The following is a 14,490-nucleotide window of genomic DNA, read 5'->3' as shown; positions in this document are numbered from 1 at the left end:
GCACCGTCAAGGGCGACGTCCACGACATCGGCAAGAACCTCGTCAACATCATGCTGGAAGGCGCCGGCTTCGAGGTCATCGACCTCGGTGTGCAGGTGCCACCGGAGAAGTTCGTCGCCGCCATCGAGGAGCACCGGCCCGACATCGTCGGCTTCTCGGCGTTCCTCACCACGACCATGCCGATGTTCAAGGCCAACATCAACGCTCTGGAGAAGGCCGGACTGCGCGACCAGGTGATCGTGATGGTCGGCGGCGCCCCGGTCACCCAGGAGTACGCCGACGTGGTCGGGGCCGACGGGTACGCCGCCGACGCCTCGGCGACCGTCAAGCGGGCCAAGGAGCTGCTGCACCGGCGCCGCGCGGCGGTGCCGGCATGAGCGTCCGACCACGACGTCATCCGGTCGGCGCACCCGTCGGCTCCCTCCGGATGACGTCCCACGCCACCACCACCTCAGGAGGAAGACCATGAGCGGGGCCAGCGTCCACTTCGAGACCCGGATCCGCTCGGCCACGCAAGAGGTCGTGATCGGGCGCAACCACCGGTTCTGCCTGATCGGGGAGCGGATCAACCCCACCGGCCGGCGGATCTTCCAGGAGCAGCTGCGCGCGGGCGACCTGTCGGCGATCGAGCGCGACGTCGCGGCGCAGGTCGTGGGCGGTGCGGACATCCTCGACGTCAACATGGGCGTTCCGCTCACCGACGAGGCCGACCTGCTCGCCAAGGCGATCCTGAAGATCCAGGGGCTGACCGACAAGCCGATCTGCATCGACTCCTCGGTGGTCGAGGCGCTCGAGGCCGGGCTGTCGGTCTACCAGGGCCGGGCACTGGTCAACTCGATCACCGCCGAGGACGAGCGGATGGCGGCGATCCTCCCGCTGGTGAAGAAGTACGACGCCGCGGTGATCGCCCTGCCCAACGACGAGGACGAGATCCCGATGGAGCCGGAGAAGCGGCTCGAGCTGGTCAAGAAGATCGTCGACGTGGCCACCGGCGAGTACGGCATCGCCATGCACGACCTGGTGATCGACCCGCTGGCGATGCCGATCGGCGCCGACACGAGCACGGGCGAGGCCACGATGGAGACGATGCGCCGGATCCGCGACGAGTTCGGGCTCAACATGACCTGCGGTGCGTCGAACGTGTCCTTCGGGATGCCCGAGCGGCACGCGCTGAACGCAACCTTCCTCCCGATGGCGATGACCGCCGGGCTGACCAGCGCGATCATGGACTGCCGGACCCCCGAGATCGTGCTGGCGGTCAAGGCCGCCGACCTGCTGCTCGGGCACGACGAGTGGGGCATGAGCTGGATCGCGGGCGCGCGCGCCCGCAAGGCAGCCGAGGGCGCCGGCACGACGTGACCGACGACCGACCCGACTTCTCCCTCGAGGAGCTGCGCCGCGAGGGTCTGCTCGAGCCGGTCCCGGAGATCCCCGGCCACGACGGCTCCGGCCGGGTGGAGCTGGCGTTCACCGTCGGGTCCGCCGGGGGGACGACCAGCCCACGGGCGGTCCGCGTCCCCCCCGGGGTGAGCGTCTTCGACGCCGCCTCCTGGAACGGCATCGCCATCGACTCGACCTGCGGCGGGCACGGCACCTGCCGCAAGTGCCGGGTGCGCGTGGAGGCCGCCGTGCCGGTGACCCGTCACGACGAGCGGACCTTCACGCCGGCCGAGCTCTCCGAGGGTTGGCGGCTCGCCTGCCTGGTGGCCGCCACCCGCGACCTCGCGGTCGACGTCCCCCCGCTCACCACCCGTCCCAAGGCCGCCACCGTGGGTGTCGGCCGCCAGGTGATCCTGCGGCCGGCGGTGCAGAAGCGGTACGTCGAGCTCGCCGAGCCGACCCTGGCCGACCAGCGCACCGACGTGGTCCGACTGCTGGCCGCCATCGACGACCTCGAGCTCACCTGCGACCTGGCCGTGCTGCGGCGGCTGCCCACGGTGCTTCGAGAGGCCGACTTCAAGGTGACCGCGGTGGTCGTGGACGAGGCCCTGGTCGACGTGGAGCCCGGGGACACCACCGGCAGCCGCTACGGGCTCGCGGTGGACCTGGGCACCACCACCGTGGTGGCCACGCTGCTGGACCTGGACACCGGAACGCCGCTCGCGGTGAGCTCGATGCTCAACCGGCAGCAGCCCTTCGGCGGCGACGTGATCACCCGGATCTCGGCCACCATGCTCGACCCCGAGGCGCTGGGCAGGCTCCAGCGGGCCGCGGCCGAGACGCTGGCCGAGCTGGCGGCGGAGGTGTGCGCGGAGGCGGGCGTCGATCCCGGCCGCGTCTACGAGGTCGCGCTGGCCGGGAACGCGACGATGACCGCGCTCGCGCTCGGGATCGACCCCGAGCCGCTGGGCGTGGCGCCGTTCGTGATGTCCACCGCGTCCTTCCCCACCGTGCTCGCCGCCGACCTGGGCCTCGTGGTCCACCCGCGGGCCAGGGCGACGGTGTTCCCGTCGTTGGGGGCCTACGTCGGCGGCGACATCGTGGCCGGGATGCTGGCCACCGGGATGGACCGGGACAAGCGCACCCGGCTGATGATCGACGTCGGCACCAACTGCGAGATCGTGCTCTCCGACGGCGACCGCATCGTCGCGACCGCAGCGCCCGCCGGACCGGCGTTCGAGGGCGGGGCGATCCGCTGCGGCATGCGCGCCGACGACGGCGCGATCGAGGTGGTCCGGCTGCACCCGGCGGCTGCGGACCAGCCGGCCGGCCCGGTCGAGCTGGGCGTCATCGGCCACGTCGAGCCGCGCGGGCTGTGCGGCTCGGGGCTGGTCGACGCGGTCTCCGAGCTGGTCCGGGTCGGGCTGCTGGACCCCTCGGGCCGGTTCGTGCCCGAGGAGGTGGCGGCGCAGGAGGCGCCGGCGCTGGCGGACCGGCTGACCAGGGTCGGCGAGGAGCGGGTCTTCGTGCTGCACCGGCCCTCGCCCGACACCCCGGTGGCGGAGTGCGTCTACCTCTCCCAGCGCGACGTCCGCGAGCTGCAGTTCGCCAAGGCCGCCATCTCCACCGGCTGGACGCTGCTGCTCGAGGAGCTCGGGCTCACCGCGGACGACGTGCAGCAGGTGCTGCTGGCCGGCTCGTTCGGCTCCTACCTCTCCCCCGCCGCCGCGGTGCGGATCGGGCTGGTGCCGAGTCTGCCGGTGCTGCGGATCGTCTCGGCCGGCAACGTGGCCGGTGAGGGCGCGAAGATGGTGCTGCTGTCCCTGCGTGAGCGTGCCGGGGCGGACACGCTGCTCGAGGAGGTGACGTATGTCGAACTCTCCGACCGCGCGGACTTCAACGACCGCTTCGTCGAGCAGCTCGCCTTCTAGCCGACCGGGGACGAGGAGCGCGGGTGGCACGTCCCGGGTGGCGCTGGTGGCCTGCGGGGCGCTGGCCCAGCCGGCCGCCGAGATCTCCGAGCGCCGCGGCTGGCCGGTCGACGTCCACCCTCTCCCGCCGCTGCTGCACAACCAGCCCCGGCTGATCGCCGGTGAGGTGCGCGCCCTGGCCGAGCGGCTGGCGGGGAGCTACGACCGGGTGGCGGTCGGGTACGCCGACTGCGGCACCTACGGCGCCCTGGACGTGGTGTGCGCCGAGCTCGGCCTGGAGCGCCTCCCCGGCCTGCACTGCTACGACGTGTACGGCGGCGCCGAGCGGCTCGCGGCGTACTTCACCGAGGAGCCGGGGACCTACGTGCTCACCGACTTCCTGGTCCGCTCGTTCGGGCGCACCGTCGAGCGCGAGCTGGGCCTGGACCGTTGGCCGGAGCTGCGCGAGGACTACTTCGGGCACTACACGCGGGTGGTGTGGCTGGCCCAGCAGCCGGACCCCGAGCTGGCCGCGCTCGCCGAGGACGCGGCGGCCCGGCTCGGCCTGCCGCTGACGGTGGTCGACACCGGGCACCACGGCCTGGAGTCGGCCCTGGCCGACCTGGTGGCCGCCCCCCGGTAGGCCGCGCGGCTCAGCTCTCCCGCAGCCGGGCCATCAGCTCCTGGCGCCAGGCCTCGGTCTCGGCCACCTGGTTGAACGTGTACACGTGCAGCCCCTCCACCAGGGCCGCCGGGGCGCCGAGCGCCGGGGCGCACTGCTGCAGGAAACGCTCCCCGGTGAACCCGCCCGGCGCGGTGAGCCTGGCCATCAGCCCCTTGTGCTTGACCAGGAACTTCGAGGAGTCTCCGACGCCGATCTTGGTGGCCATCGCGAGCAGCTTGGTCCGGTCCACCGGGCCCGGGACGCCGAGCAGCAGCGGCATGGTGATGCCCCGGTTGCGCATCCGCGCCAGCCAGGTGCGGATCACCTTGGGGTCGAACGTCAGGTTGCTCACCACGTGGGTGGCGAACCTGCGCTTGTCCCACATCGACTGGATGGTCACGTCGTCGTGGATGGTCGGGTGCGACTCGGGGTAGCCGGCGATGCCGACGTGACGGAACGGCCGGCCGAGGTCGACGAGGTCCTCCAGCAGCGCCAGGGCGTCGGGATAGGTGCCGACCGCCTGGGCGTCTCCGCCGGGGACGAAGACGTCGGTGATTCCGGCGGCCCGCAGCCGCTCCACGATCTCGGCCAGCTCGCTGCGTCCGGAGACCATCCGGGCGGCGAGGTGCGGCACGACGTCGTAGCCGGCCGCCCGGAGCCGCTCGGACATCGCCAGGGTCTGGTCCAGACCCTTGGTCGGCGAGGCGGTGACCGTGAGCTGCACGCCGGTCGGTACGCCGGTGGCGAGCTTCTCCTCGATCGTCGCGGTGGGGAGCACCTCGTACCGCGCGTGCTCGAGCAGGCGCAGCACTGTGCGCGAGTCCTCGTGGTGCCGCAAGATGTTGCGCATCGTGCATCCTGTTCCGTGATACGCACCGACTGTGCGGTCAGCGTAGTGGCGCCGAGGCCCCGGCGGCCACCCCCTGCTACGTGGCGTCCGCCCCGCGCGTCAAGGCGCGCACCCGCGCGGCCAGCACGGGCGGCACGACCGTGTCGGGGTCGCGCATCGAGCCGAGCGCCTCGGTGACCCCGACGATCGAGGCGTAGAGCGCCGGACAGGTGGGACACGCCGCGAGGTGCTGCTCCAGCACCGTCCGGTCCGCCTCGGCCAGCTCCCCGGAGAGGTAGTCGTCGATCCGCGACCGCGCCTGCCAGCAGCGCATCGGGACGCCGCGGGTGGCCTCCCGGCGCTCCACGCCGCCGGCCAGCGCGCTGACCAGCATCGCCCGGCCGCGGCGGATCCGCTGCTTGGCCGCCGGCAGCGAGACCTGGGCGACCTCCGCGACCTGGCCGGCCGTCAGCCCCTCCACGTCGTGGAGGACCACGGCCGAGCGGTACCCGACCGGTAGGCGCACCAGCGCGTCGTACAGCTCCTCACGGACCTCGGCGCGCAGCAGCACCGCCTCGGCGTCGACGGTGTAGGCGTCGTCGCGCCAGGCGGCCTCGACCGCGCCGGCCAGCATCTCGTCCTCGACGGGGTCCGCAGCGCGACGGCGTACGTCGTCGACGAACAGGTGGTACATCACCCGGTGCAGCCAGGTCGCCGGTGCGGACTCACCGCGGTACTGGTCGGAGCGTTCCAGCGCCCGGGCGACGGTGTCTTGGACCAGGTCCGCGGCGCGGTCCGGGTCGCGGGTCAGCGCCATCGCGTAGCGGAGCAGGCCGGGCAGCTCGGCCACGACCAGGTCCGCGTCCAGTGGCACACCGCGACGATAGCGCCCCCGGCGTATCCCGCGGCTCCGCCCGCGCTCCTAGGTGGTTGACACCCCTGGTCCGCCTGAGGACCGTGGGAAGGTGCCGATCCGGTACGGCGGCCGGGTCGGTCGCCGGGATGCCGGGAGGTGGGACCCATGGCCGACGCACGCAGTGCGTTGATCATCGCGACCGACGCCTACACCGACCCCGGGCTGACCAGTCTGCGCGCCCCTGAGCACGACGCCGCCGCGCTGGTCGAGGTCCTCGGCGACCCGGACATCGGCGGGTTCACCGTGGAGTCCCTGGTGAACCAGCCCTCCCACGAGATCAACCGGGCGGTGGCGCGGTTCTTCGGCAAGCGCCGACCCGGCGACCTCCTGCTGCTGCACATCTCCTGCCACGGCCTGAAGGACGACAGCGGCGAGCTCTACTTCGCCGCCACGGACACCACGCTGGACCTCCTGGAGGCCACCGCCGTCTCCTCGAGCTTCGTGAACAAGATGATGGACCGCTCGCGGGCAGGCCGGGTGCTGCTCCTGCTCGACTGCTGCTACTCCGGGGCCTTCGCCCGCGGCCTCACCGCGCGTGCCGCAGGCCCCCTCGACCTCAACGAGCGCCTCGGCGGCCGCGGACGTGCGGTGATCACCGCCTCCTCCGCGCTGCAGTTCGCCTTCGAGGGCGACACGCTCACCGACGGCGACGTGGAGGCGACCCAGCCCTCGGTGTTCACCGGCGCCCTCGTCAACGGCCTGCGGACCGGTGACGCCGACCGGGACCTCGACGGCTGGGTGTCCCTCGACGAGCTCTACGCCTACGTGCACGACGAGGTCACCCGGGTGGCGCCGGAGCAGACCCCGAAGAAGTGGGCCTTCGACGTGGAGGGCGACCTGTACGTCGCCCGCCGGGGCGCACCGGTCTCCACGCCCGCAGACCTGCCCGCGCCGGTGCGCGAGTCGCTGGAGAGCCTCCTGCCGTGGGAGCGTGAGGCCGCCGTCGAACCGCTGCACGCGGTGCTCGTCTCCGGACACCCGGGGCGGGCGCTCGCAGCCCGGCTGGCGCTGGAGAGGCTGGCCAGCACCGACGACAGCGAGAAGGTCCGCCGAGCGGCCGCCACCGCCCTCGCGTCGGCCGAACCTGTCGACCCGGCGACCCCCACGGACGTCGTGACGGAGGACGACCGGGCCCCTACCGACGTCGCGGACACCACCACCGACGTCCCGCCCACCCCGGACGTCCAGGACACCCCGGACGTCCAGGACACCCCGGACGTCCAGGACACCACCGACGTCGACAGCACCACCGGCGAGGACGCCACCGAGGTCCACACCACCACCGACGTCGAGGAGCCCACCGACGACCTCGAGGGCCGCAAGGACGTCGAGGTCGACCCCTGGCACCACCGGAACCGCCGCTCGCTGGCCGTCGGCGCGGCCGCGGCGCTCGCGGTGGCGGCCCTGGTCGGGGTGACCACCAACCGCTGGCTGGCCGACGGCAGCGACGGGTCCCCCTCGTCCTCCGGAGGACTGCCCGCGGCCGCCTCCCCGGCCACCCTGCCCGACACCGAGCTCGTGATCGACCGGGCCACTGGCTCCGGGACCAGCGAGCTGGTGGCCATCGACACCGCGTCCGGCGCCGAACGCACGCTGCTGACCGGTCACCTCAAGTGGGCGAACCCCTCCCCGGACCGCACCTGGATCGCCTACGTCGTCCAGGACGACTCCGGGCTCACCGTGCCCCACCTGGTGCGGGCCGACGGCAGCGGGGACCGGCTGCTCCTGGACGCCGCCGCCACCGAGGAGTGCCCGGGGACCGGCCGCCCCGCCTGGAGCCCGAACGGCAGGGAGCTGGCCGTGGTGTGCCTGGGCGACGACCTGCAGGCCACCGGGCTGGTGGTCGTCGGCCACGACGGGGGCGTCGTGCGCACGCTGGCGCAGACGGCGTACCTGGGACCCAACCCGGCCTGGACCGGAGACGGCCAGGTGCTCGTGGTCGCCGGGACGGACTCCGCGGGACCGTGGACGCTGCACTCGGTGCCGGCCGACGGCAGCGACCAGCTCGCACCGCTGGACCCGGGGGTCACCGAGTGGGAGGGCCAGCCGGACTGGTCCCCGGCCGGCATCCTGTTCCTCCGCTCCCCCTCACAGGGACGGGCGGGCGACGCGTTCGTCAGGACACCCTCGGGTGAGGTGCAGCAGCTGACCGACACCGGGGACGTGCGTGCGGTGGCCTGGTCCCCGGACGGCCGGGCCGGCGCCGTGGTCACCGTCGACCCCTCCGGCGAGCGCCTGTGGGTCGGCAGCGTCGACGACGAGGAGGGGCGCGAGATCGCCTCCGGTGAGCTGGGCCACCCCAGCTGGGGGAGCCACTGAGCCACCCGCACGCAACCCCGCGACGTCGTACGGAGGGAGCCGACGCCACCTCCGTCCGGATGACGTCACGCGCCGTACGACGCGGTCAGGCCCCGGGGGCGGGTGGCACCGCCTGAGCGAGGAAGCGGTCCACCAGGGCCTGCTGCTGCTCCTTCGTCGGGGTCAGCTCGATGCTCTGGCCGTTGACGGTCACGCGCATCGTGCGCTCGCTCCCGCCTCGGGACAGGAAGGACCGGATCACCGAGAGCACCTTGGCCACGACCTCGACCGTGGCCGGCGCCTGCACGAGCAGGGCGCCCAGCGCGGCGAGCGTCAGGCCCCGGGTGCCCTCGGGTGCCGGGCCCGCCTCCGCCGGCCGGACCGTGCCGACCTCGTCGATGTCCAGGAGCTCCTCGCGCACCGCGCGCGTCAACCGGTCGACCTCGTCGGGATCCGCGTCCACGTCGAAGAGCTCGACCAGGATGTCCTCGGCCATGCGACCACCTCACTCGCTCGGCGATCCGCTCAGTCTAGATCGCCCGCGGCCGCTCGCCCGTGCGCGAGGGTCAGTGGACGCGCGGGCGGCAGGTGCTGACGCCGAAGACGCGGTAGAGCGGGCAGAAGCCCACCGCGGCGGTGACCAGCATGACCGCGGCCACGACCAGCAGCAGGATGCCCAGCACCGACCCGGCGCCCACCATGAAGGCGACGACGGCCGCGACGACGGCGACGACGAGGCGGATGATCCTGTCGGAGCTTCCGACGTTGGTGTTCATGGGTGTCCCTCCCGGGCGTGGTGTGTGCTGTCCTCCCATGGACGACGCACGGGCTCGGGGGGATACCGCCCCCGCGTGTGATCCGGGTCTCACTCCGGCGGGCGTCGCCCCACCAGCAGCGCGGTCTCGCGGTGCAGGCGGCCGTAGTTGTAGTACGCCGCGCACGCGCCCTCCGACGACACCATGCAGGTGCCGATCGGGGTCTCGGGGGTGCAGGCGGTCCCGAACACCCGGCACTCCCACGGCTTGAGGGCACCGCGGAGCACCTCCCCGCACTGGCAGGCCCGGGGGTCGGCGACCCGCACCCCCGGCATCGAGAAGCGCTCCTCGGCGTCCCAGGCCGCGAAGTCCCGGTGCACCTTGAGCGCGCTGAGCGGGATCGACCCCAGGCCCCGCCACTCGAAGTGCGGCCGCAGCTCCATGGTCTCCTCCAGCAGCCGCAGCGCCTGGGGGTTGCCCTCGGGCCGCACCACGCGGGCGTACTGGTTCTCCACCTCGCAGCGGCCCTCGTGCAGCTGGGTGAGCAGCATGTGCACCGACTGCAGGACGTCCAGCGGTTCGAAGCCGGCCACCACGAGCGGCTTGCGGTAGGTCTCGGCGACGAACGCGTACGGGCCGGTGCCGACCACCGTCGAGACGTGGCCGGGGCCGAGGAAGCCGTCCAGGCGGAGGTCGGGGCTGTCCAGGATCGCTCGGATCGGCGGCACGATCGTCACGTGGTTGGCGAACACCGAGAAGTTGGTCACGCCCAGCTGCCGGGCCCGCAGCAGCGTGACCGCGGTGGACGGGGCGGTGGTCTCGAAGCCGACAGCGAAGAACACGACGTGCCGGGCGGGGTCGTCCAGCGCGATCTTCAGCGCGTCCAGCGGGGAGTAGACGAACCGGCAGTCGGCGCCGCGCGCCTTGGCGTCCAGCAGCGAGCCCCGCGAGCCCGGCACGCGCATCATGTCGCCGAAGGTGGCGAACACGACCCCCGGCTGCTCGGCAAGCCAGATGGCGTCGTCGATCCGGCCCATCGGGATCACGCACACCGGGCAGCCGGGTCCGTGCACCAGCTCGACCCCGGGCGGCAGCACGTGCTCGAGCCCGTGCCGGTAGATGGTGTGGGTGTGTCCGCCGCAGACCTCCATGAACTTGTACGGCGCCTCGGCGTCGCGGCCGAGCGCCGCGGTGAGCTCGGTGATCGCGGCGACGAGCGCCCGCGCCGCCTGCGGGTCGCGGAACTCCTCGACGAACCTCACCGCACGTCCGTCGTGCCGAACTGCGCCAGCTCGTCGGCGTAGTCGCGGCCCATCCGCTCCAGCTGGTCGAGGGTGAGGCGGGCCTCCTCCTCGTCGATCTGGGCCAGCGCGAAGCCGACGTGCACCAGCACCCAGTCGCCCTCCGCGAGGCCGGTGTCGGCGAGAAGCCGCACCGAGATGGTCCGTCGTACGCCGTTCACGTCCACCGTGGCCAGGTGGTTGTCGGCGTCCACGGTCCCGACGAGCCGGCCGGGGATCCCCAAGCACATGAGCGCCTCCTCTCTCAGCAGATCCGGGGCAGGGGGTCGCCCACCAGCATGTCGACGATGCGGGTCCCGCCGAAGGACGTCCTCATCGCCACGATGCCCGGCGGCTCGGCCACCACCTCGCCCACGAGCTCGGCCTCGGCGCCGAGCTCGTGCGCGCGCAGCGCCGCCAGGGCGTCGGGCGTCTGCTCGGCGGGGACGACCGCCACCAGGCGGCCCTCGTTGGCGACGTACAGCGGGTCGATGCCGAGCAGGTCGCAGGCCCCGGTCACCGCCGGGTGCACGGGTAGCCGGTCCTCCTCGAGGACCACCCCCAGGCCCGCCTGGCGGGCCAGCTCGTTGCACACCGTGCCCACACCGCCGCGAGTGGCGTCGCGCATCCAGCGGGTGCCGGGTGCGGCCGCCAGCAGGTCGGCCACGAGGCCGGTCAGCGGGGCGGTGTCGGAGGCGATGTCGGCCTCGAGGGCCAGGTCGCCGCGGGCGAGCATGACCGCCATGCCGTGGTCGCCCATCGCTCCGGAGAGCAGCACCCGGTCGCCTGGTCGCACCAGGTGCGTGCCGAGCTCGCGCCCGGCGGGGACGACGCCGACCCCGGTGGTGTTCACGAAAAGCCGGTCGGCGGCCCCCCGGGACACCACCTTGGTGTCCCCGGCGACGATCTCCACGCCGGCCCGGGCGGCCGCCTCGGTCATGTCCGCGACGACGTCACGGAGCACCTCGACCGGCAGGCCCTCCTCGAGCACGAACCCGGCCGACAGCCAGCGGGGCTCGGCGCCGGAGACGGCCAGGTCGTTGACGGTCCCGTGCACGGCGAGGTGCCCGATCGAGCCGCCCGGGAACCGCAGCGGCTGGACGACGTAGGAGTCGGTGGACAGGGCCAGCCGGTCACCGGACGGCAGGGTCAGCGTGGCGGCGTCCTCCAGGGTGGCCAGCACCGGGTTGGCGAACGCCTCCACGAACACCGCCTCGGTCAGCGCCGCCGAGGACTTGCCGCCCGCGCCGTGCGCCAGGGTGACGACCTCCTCGACCAGCCGTGGCCGGCGGTGCCGGAACGCCTCGATCCGGCGCAGGGCCCGGGCCTCGCTGGTCTCCTCGGGGCTCACCGCTCCTCCAGCCGGGTCAGGGCGGTGCCTGCGTGGACGAGCACCAGGTCGCCCGGACGGACCTCACCCACGAGCGTCACGTCCACCGTCTCCTCACCGGCCGGGCCGCGCACCACCGCGGGGGCCAGCAGCCCGTCGGGTGCCGAGACCACCTCGACCAGCCGCGCCTGGTCGGAGCAGGTCAGACACACCTCGTCCTGGGAGGGGCCGGGGTCGGCGGTCAGGTCCGGGTCGGCCAGGTGCCGGCGTACCTGCCCGGCCAGCTCCTCGGCCAGACCGGGCGCGCCGGAGCGGTGCGGTGCCCACACCACGAGATCGGCCCCACCCACGGGCGGTCGGCCGGCGCCGCCGCCGACCCAGCAGGTGCTCACCCCCCAGGCCGGGGCCCGGCGGGCCAGCTCACGGGCGAGCGGGTCGTCGGGCACGGAGCCGAGCACGAGTACGTCGCCCGCCCGGGCCGCCGTCCGGGCCTGGGTCACGGGGTCGTCGGCGTCCAGCAGCGCCAGGGGGAGGGCCGGGCCGGTGCTCTCGCGCAGGCCGTCCAGAGGGTGGTCGGCCTCTCCGGCCGGGGTGAGCAACCAGAGCGTGGCCCCGGCGCGGACCCGGCGCGCCAGTGCCCGAGCCACGGCGGTCACGTCCACGGCCGTCACGGCCGCCTCGGCGGCGGGAGGCCGCGGGGCTGCCTGGCCCATCACCTCACCGCCTTCCCTCGTGGTCCTCCACGACATCCTGCAACGCGCGCAGCCCGACGGCCACCTGTCCGAGCGCGAGCCCGCCGTCGTTGGCGGGCACGAGCCGGTGGGTCAGCACCTCCAGACCCGCCTCCTCCAGCCGTGCGCGGAGCAGGCCGAGCAGGGTCCGGTTGGCGAAGACTCCGCCGGTCAGACCCACGGTACCCAGCCCTCGCCGGTCCGCCTCCGCTCCCGCCAGGCGTGCTGCCGCCCCCGCGAGCGCCACGTGGAACGACCAGGCCAGCAGGCCCGGCGGGTCCCCGGCGGCCTGGGCCGTGGCCACGGCGCGCACCAGTGGGTCGGGGTCCACGATGGTGTCCCCGGCCGCCTCGATGACCGGCAGCGGCAGCGCGGTGGCCCCGGGCCCCTGCTCCGCGCGCCAGGTGCGGGCCAGCACCTCCAGCTCGATGGCCGCCTGGGCCTCGTAGCTCACCCGGGGGCGCACGCCGAGCATCGCCGCGACCACGTCGAAGAGCCGGCCCACGCTGCTGGTGGCCACCCAGCCGCCGTCGTGGTGGAGAAGGCTCGGGAGCAGGGCCCGCTCGGCGTCGCTCAGCGCGCCGGCCACCGGCGTACCGGCCAGGTCGACACCGGCGGCGAGCATCGCCAGGCCGGCCTGGCGTACCGGGTTGCGCACGCCGGCGTCGCCGCCCGGCAGCCGCACGGTGCCGAGGTGCCCGACCCGCTCGGCGGTGAGTCCACCGCGGGTGAGCACCAGGAGCTCCCCGCCCCAGATCGTGGCGTCGCAGCCGTAGCCGGTGCCGTCGAACACGACGCCGAGCAGGTCCTCCTCGAGCCGTCCGTGCTCGGCGGCGAGCGAGGCCAGGTGGGCGTGGTGGTGCTGGACGTCGTGCAGCGGCACGTCCAGCTCGGCGGCGAGCTCGGCCGCCCAGGCCCGGGAGAGGTAGCCGGGGTGCAGGTCGGCCACGACCAGGGCCGGGCTGGCCCGGTGGAACCGCAGCATCTGGGCGGTCGCCCGGCGGTACGCCGCGCGGCTCTCCAGGCTGTCGAGGTCGCCGAGGTGGGCGGAGACGAACCCCAGCCGGTCGCGGGCGAGCGCGACGGTGTTCTTCAGCTCGGCCCCTGCCGCCAGGACCGAGGCGCCGTCGGGGCCGGGCAGTGCCACCGGGAGCGGGGCGTACCCCCGCGAGCGGCGTACCGGGACCACCCGCTCACCGACCGGCGCGTCGGGGTCCCAGGCCAGCACGGAGTCCTCGCAGGGCACGGCGATCTCCCGGTCGTGGCTGAGGAAGTGGTCGGCGATCCCGGCCAGCCGGCTGCGTGCGTCCTCGTCGGTGAAGCACAGCGGCTCCCCGGAGAGGTTGCCCGAGGTCATCACCAGCACCGGCGCAGCGGCGGGGGTGCCGTCGGGGTGCGGCTGGAGGAGCAGGTGGTGCAGGGGGGCGTAAGGCAGCATCACGCCGAGCTCGGCCAGGCCGGGGGCGACAGCGTCGGCGACCAGCTCGGACTCCCGGCGGGGCAGCAGCAGGATCGGCCGCTCCGGTGCCGCGAGCACGTCGGCGGCATCCGGGGGGAGCACGGCGATCCGGCGGGCGACGGCCAGGTCCGCGGCCATCAGCGCGAACGGCTGGTCCGGGCGCCGCTTGCGCCGGCGGAGCTCGGCCACCGCGCGCGCGTCACCGGCGGCACAGGCCAGGTGGAACCCGCCGATGCCCTTGATCGCGACGATCCGGCCCGCACGCAGCGCCGCGACGGCCTGCGCCAGCGCCTCCTCCCCCCGCGCCGACTCGTCGAAGGTGAGGGTGGGGCCGCAGTCGTGGCAGGCGATCGGCTGTGCGTGGTACCGGCGGTCGGCGGGATCGGCGTACTCCCCTGCGCACCGGCCGCACATCGGGAAGGCGGCCATCGTCGTGACCGGCCGGTCGTAGGGCAGGTCGAGGGTGATCGTGAACCGCGGCCCGCAGTTGGTGCAGGTGATGAACGCGTGCCGGTAGCGGCGGTCGGCCGGGTCGCGCATCTCGCGCAGGCAGTCCTCGCAAACGGCGGAGTCCGGCGGGACCATGGTCCGGGCGCCGGGGGTCGCGGTCGAGCCGGAGATCGTGAAGTCCCTCTCGCCGGTGGGTACGACGTCCGCGGACTCCACCGACATGATGCGGGCCAGCGGCGGTGCCTCGGTGCGGAGCCGGCGCTCGAAGTCCGCCAGCGCGGCCGCCGGCCCCTCCAGCTCGACCACCACGCAGGTCGCGTCGTTGCGGCAGCGGCCGCCCAGCGCGAGCTCGCGGGCCAGCCGGGCCACGTGCGGGCGGAACCCGACGCCCTGCACCACGCCCCGGACGACGAGGCGCCGGCGTACCACCGGGTCGGACGGCGCACCTGCCACGGATCACGAAGACAACCGCACCGGCGGGCCGCAGG

The 14,490-nt window shown here is 74.1% G+C and carries 14 protein-coding genes; 5 read left to right on the top strand and 9 right to left on the bottom strand.

Going from position 1 to position 14,490, the window contains the following annotated elements:
• The 4 genes from PLP61_RS08390 to PLP61_RS08375 all read left to right on the top strand — a co-directional run.
• Window positions 1–377 (top strand): cobalamin B12-binding domain-containing protein (locus PLP61_RS08390; protein WP_324502176.1); only part of this gene is annotated, 377 nt, incomplete at its 5' end.
• A gap of 88 nt (window positions 378–465) precedes the next feature.
• Window positions 466–1,359 (top strand): dihydropteroate synthase, encoded by an 894-nt coding sequence (locus tag PLP61_RS08385; protein WP_324502175.1) that lies wholly within the window; start codon window positions 466–468, stop codon window positions 1,357–1,359.
• Window positions 1,356–3,311 (top strand): ASKHA domain-containing protein, encoded by a 1,956-nt coding sequence (locus tag PLP61_RS08380; RefSeq protein WP_324502174.1) that lies wholly within the window; start codon window positions 1,356–1,358, stop codon window positions 3,309–3,311. The genes PLP61_RS08385 and PLP61_RS08380 overlap by 4 nt, the downstream gene beginning before the upstream one ends.
• A 37-nt stretch (window positions 3,312–3,348) precedes the next feature.
• Entirely contained in the window at window positions 3,349–3,933 is a 585-nt protein-coding gene (locus tag PLP61_RS08375; RefSeq protein ID WP_324502173.1) for a DUF1638 domain-containing protein, read from the top strand.
• 10 nt (window positions 3,934–3,943) lie between these two features.
• Here the strand turns inward: PLP61_RS08375 and PLP61_RS08370 are convergent, their stop codons facing one another.
• Both PLP61_RS08370 and PLP61_RS08365 read right to left on the bottom strand, forming a co-directional pair.
• Window positions 3,944–4,804 carry a methylenetetrahydrofolate reductase gene (locus PLP61_RS08370; protein ID WP_324502172.1) on the bottom strand — a complete coding sequence of 287 codons (861 nt, stop codon included), beginning with the start codon at window positions 4,802–4,804 and terminating at the stop codon, window positions 3,944–3,946.
• A 76-nt stretch (window positions 4,805–4,880) separates the two neighbouring features.
• Window positions 4,881–5,657: a sigma-70 family RNA polymerase sigma factor gene (locus PLP61_RS08365; protein WP_324502171.1), complete on the bottom strand. Its 777-nt coding sequence runs from the start codon at window positions 5,655–5,657 to the stop codon at window positions 4,881–4,883.
• A gap of 147 nt (window positions 5,658–5,804) precedes the next feature.
• Here PLP61_RS08365 and PLP61_RS08360 point away from each other — a divergent pair, with 147 nt between their 5' ends.
• A complete protein-coding gene (locus PLP61_RS08360) occupies window positions 5,805–8,018 on the top strand; it encodes a caspase, EACC1-associated type (RefSeq protein ID WP_324502170.1) in 2,214 nt (737 codons plus the stop codon).
• Between the two features lie 85 nt (window positions 8,019–8,103).
• Here PLP61_RS08360 and PLP61_RS08355 read toward each other — a convergent pair whose 3' ends face one another.
• The 7 genes from PLP61_RS08355 to hypF form a co-directional block, all read right to left on the bottom strand.
• Window positions 8,104–8,493: an effector-associated constant component EACC1 gene (locus tag PLP61_RS08355; protein ID WP_324502169.1), complete on the bottom strand. Its 390-nt coding sequence runs from the start codon at window positions 8,491–8,493 to the stop codon at window positions 8,104–8,106.
• A 70-nt stretch (window positions 8,494–8,563) separates the two neighbouring features.
• On the bottom strand, window positions 8,564–8,773 hold the full coding sequence (locus PLP61_RS08350) for a YgaP family membrane protein (protein WP_324502168.1): 210 nt from the start codon (window positions 8,771–8,773) through the stop codon (window positions 8,564–8,566).
• Between the two features lie 89 nt (window positions 8,774–8,862).
• The gene (gene hypD, locus PLP61_RS08345; RefSeq protein ID WP_324502167.1) at window positions 8,863–10,014 is read right to left on the bottom strand and encodes a hydrogenase formation protein HypD; all 1,152 of its coding nucleotides are present in this window, start codon (window positions 10,012–10,014) and stop codon (window positions 8,863–8,865) included.
• Window positions 10,011–10,283: a HypC/HybG/HupF family hydrogenase formation chaperone gene (locus PLP61_RS08340; RefSeq protein WP_324502166.1), complete on the bottom strand. Its 273-nt coding sequence runs from the start codon at window positions 10,281–10,283 to the stop codon at window positions 10,011–10,013. Before PLP61_RS08340 ends, hypD begins: the two co-directional genes overlap by 4 nt.
• 14 nt (window positions 10,284–10,297) lie before the next feature.
• The gene (gene hypE, locus PLP61_RS08335) at window positions 10,298–11,383 is read right to left on the bottom strand and encodes a hydrogenase expression/formation protein HypE (protein WP_324502165.1); all 1,086 of its coding nucleotides are present in this window, start codon (window positions 11,381–11,383) and stop codon (window positions 10,298–10,300) included.
• Window positions 11,380–12,075 (bottom strand): HypC/HybG/HupF family hydrogenase formation chaperone, encoded by a 696-nt coding sequence (locus PLP61_RS08330; protein WP_324502164.1) that lies wholly within the window; start codon window positions 12,073–12,075, stop codon window positions 11,380–11,382. Before PLP61_RS08330 ends, hypE begins: the two co-directional genes overlap by 4 nt.
• 4 nt (window positions 12,076–12,079) lie before the next feature.
• The gene (gene hypF / locus PLP61_RS08325) at window positions 12,080–14,455 is read right to left on the bottom strand and encodes a carbamoyltransferase HypF (protein WP_324502163.1); all 2,376 of its coding nucleotides are present in this window, start codon (window positions 14,453–14,455) and stop codon (window positions 12,080–12,082) included.
• Window positions 14,456–14,490: the final 35 nt, after the last annotated feature.

The sequence above is a fragment of the Nocardioides sp. genome (genome assembly GCF_035429765.1).
Taxonomy (GTDB): domain Bacteria; phylum Actinomycetota; class Actinomycetes; order Propionibacteriales; family Nocardioidaceae; genus Nocardioides.
The sequence above is the reverse complement of the archived record's forward strand: the minus strand, read 5'-3'. Positions and strand labels throughout refer to the sequence as shown.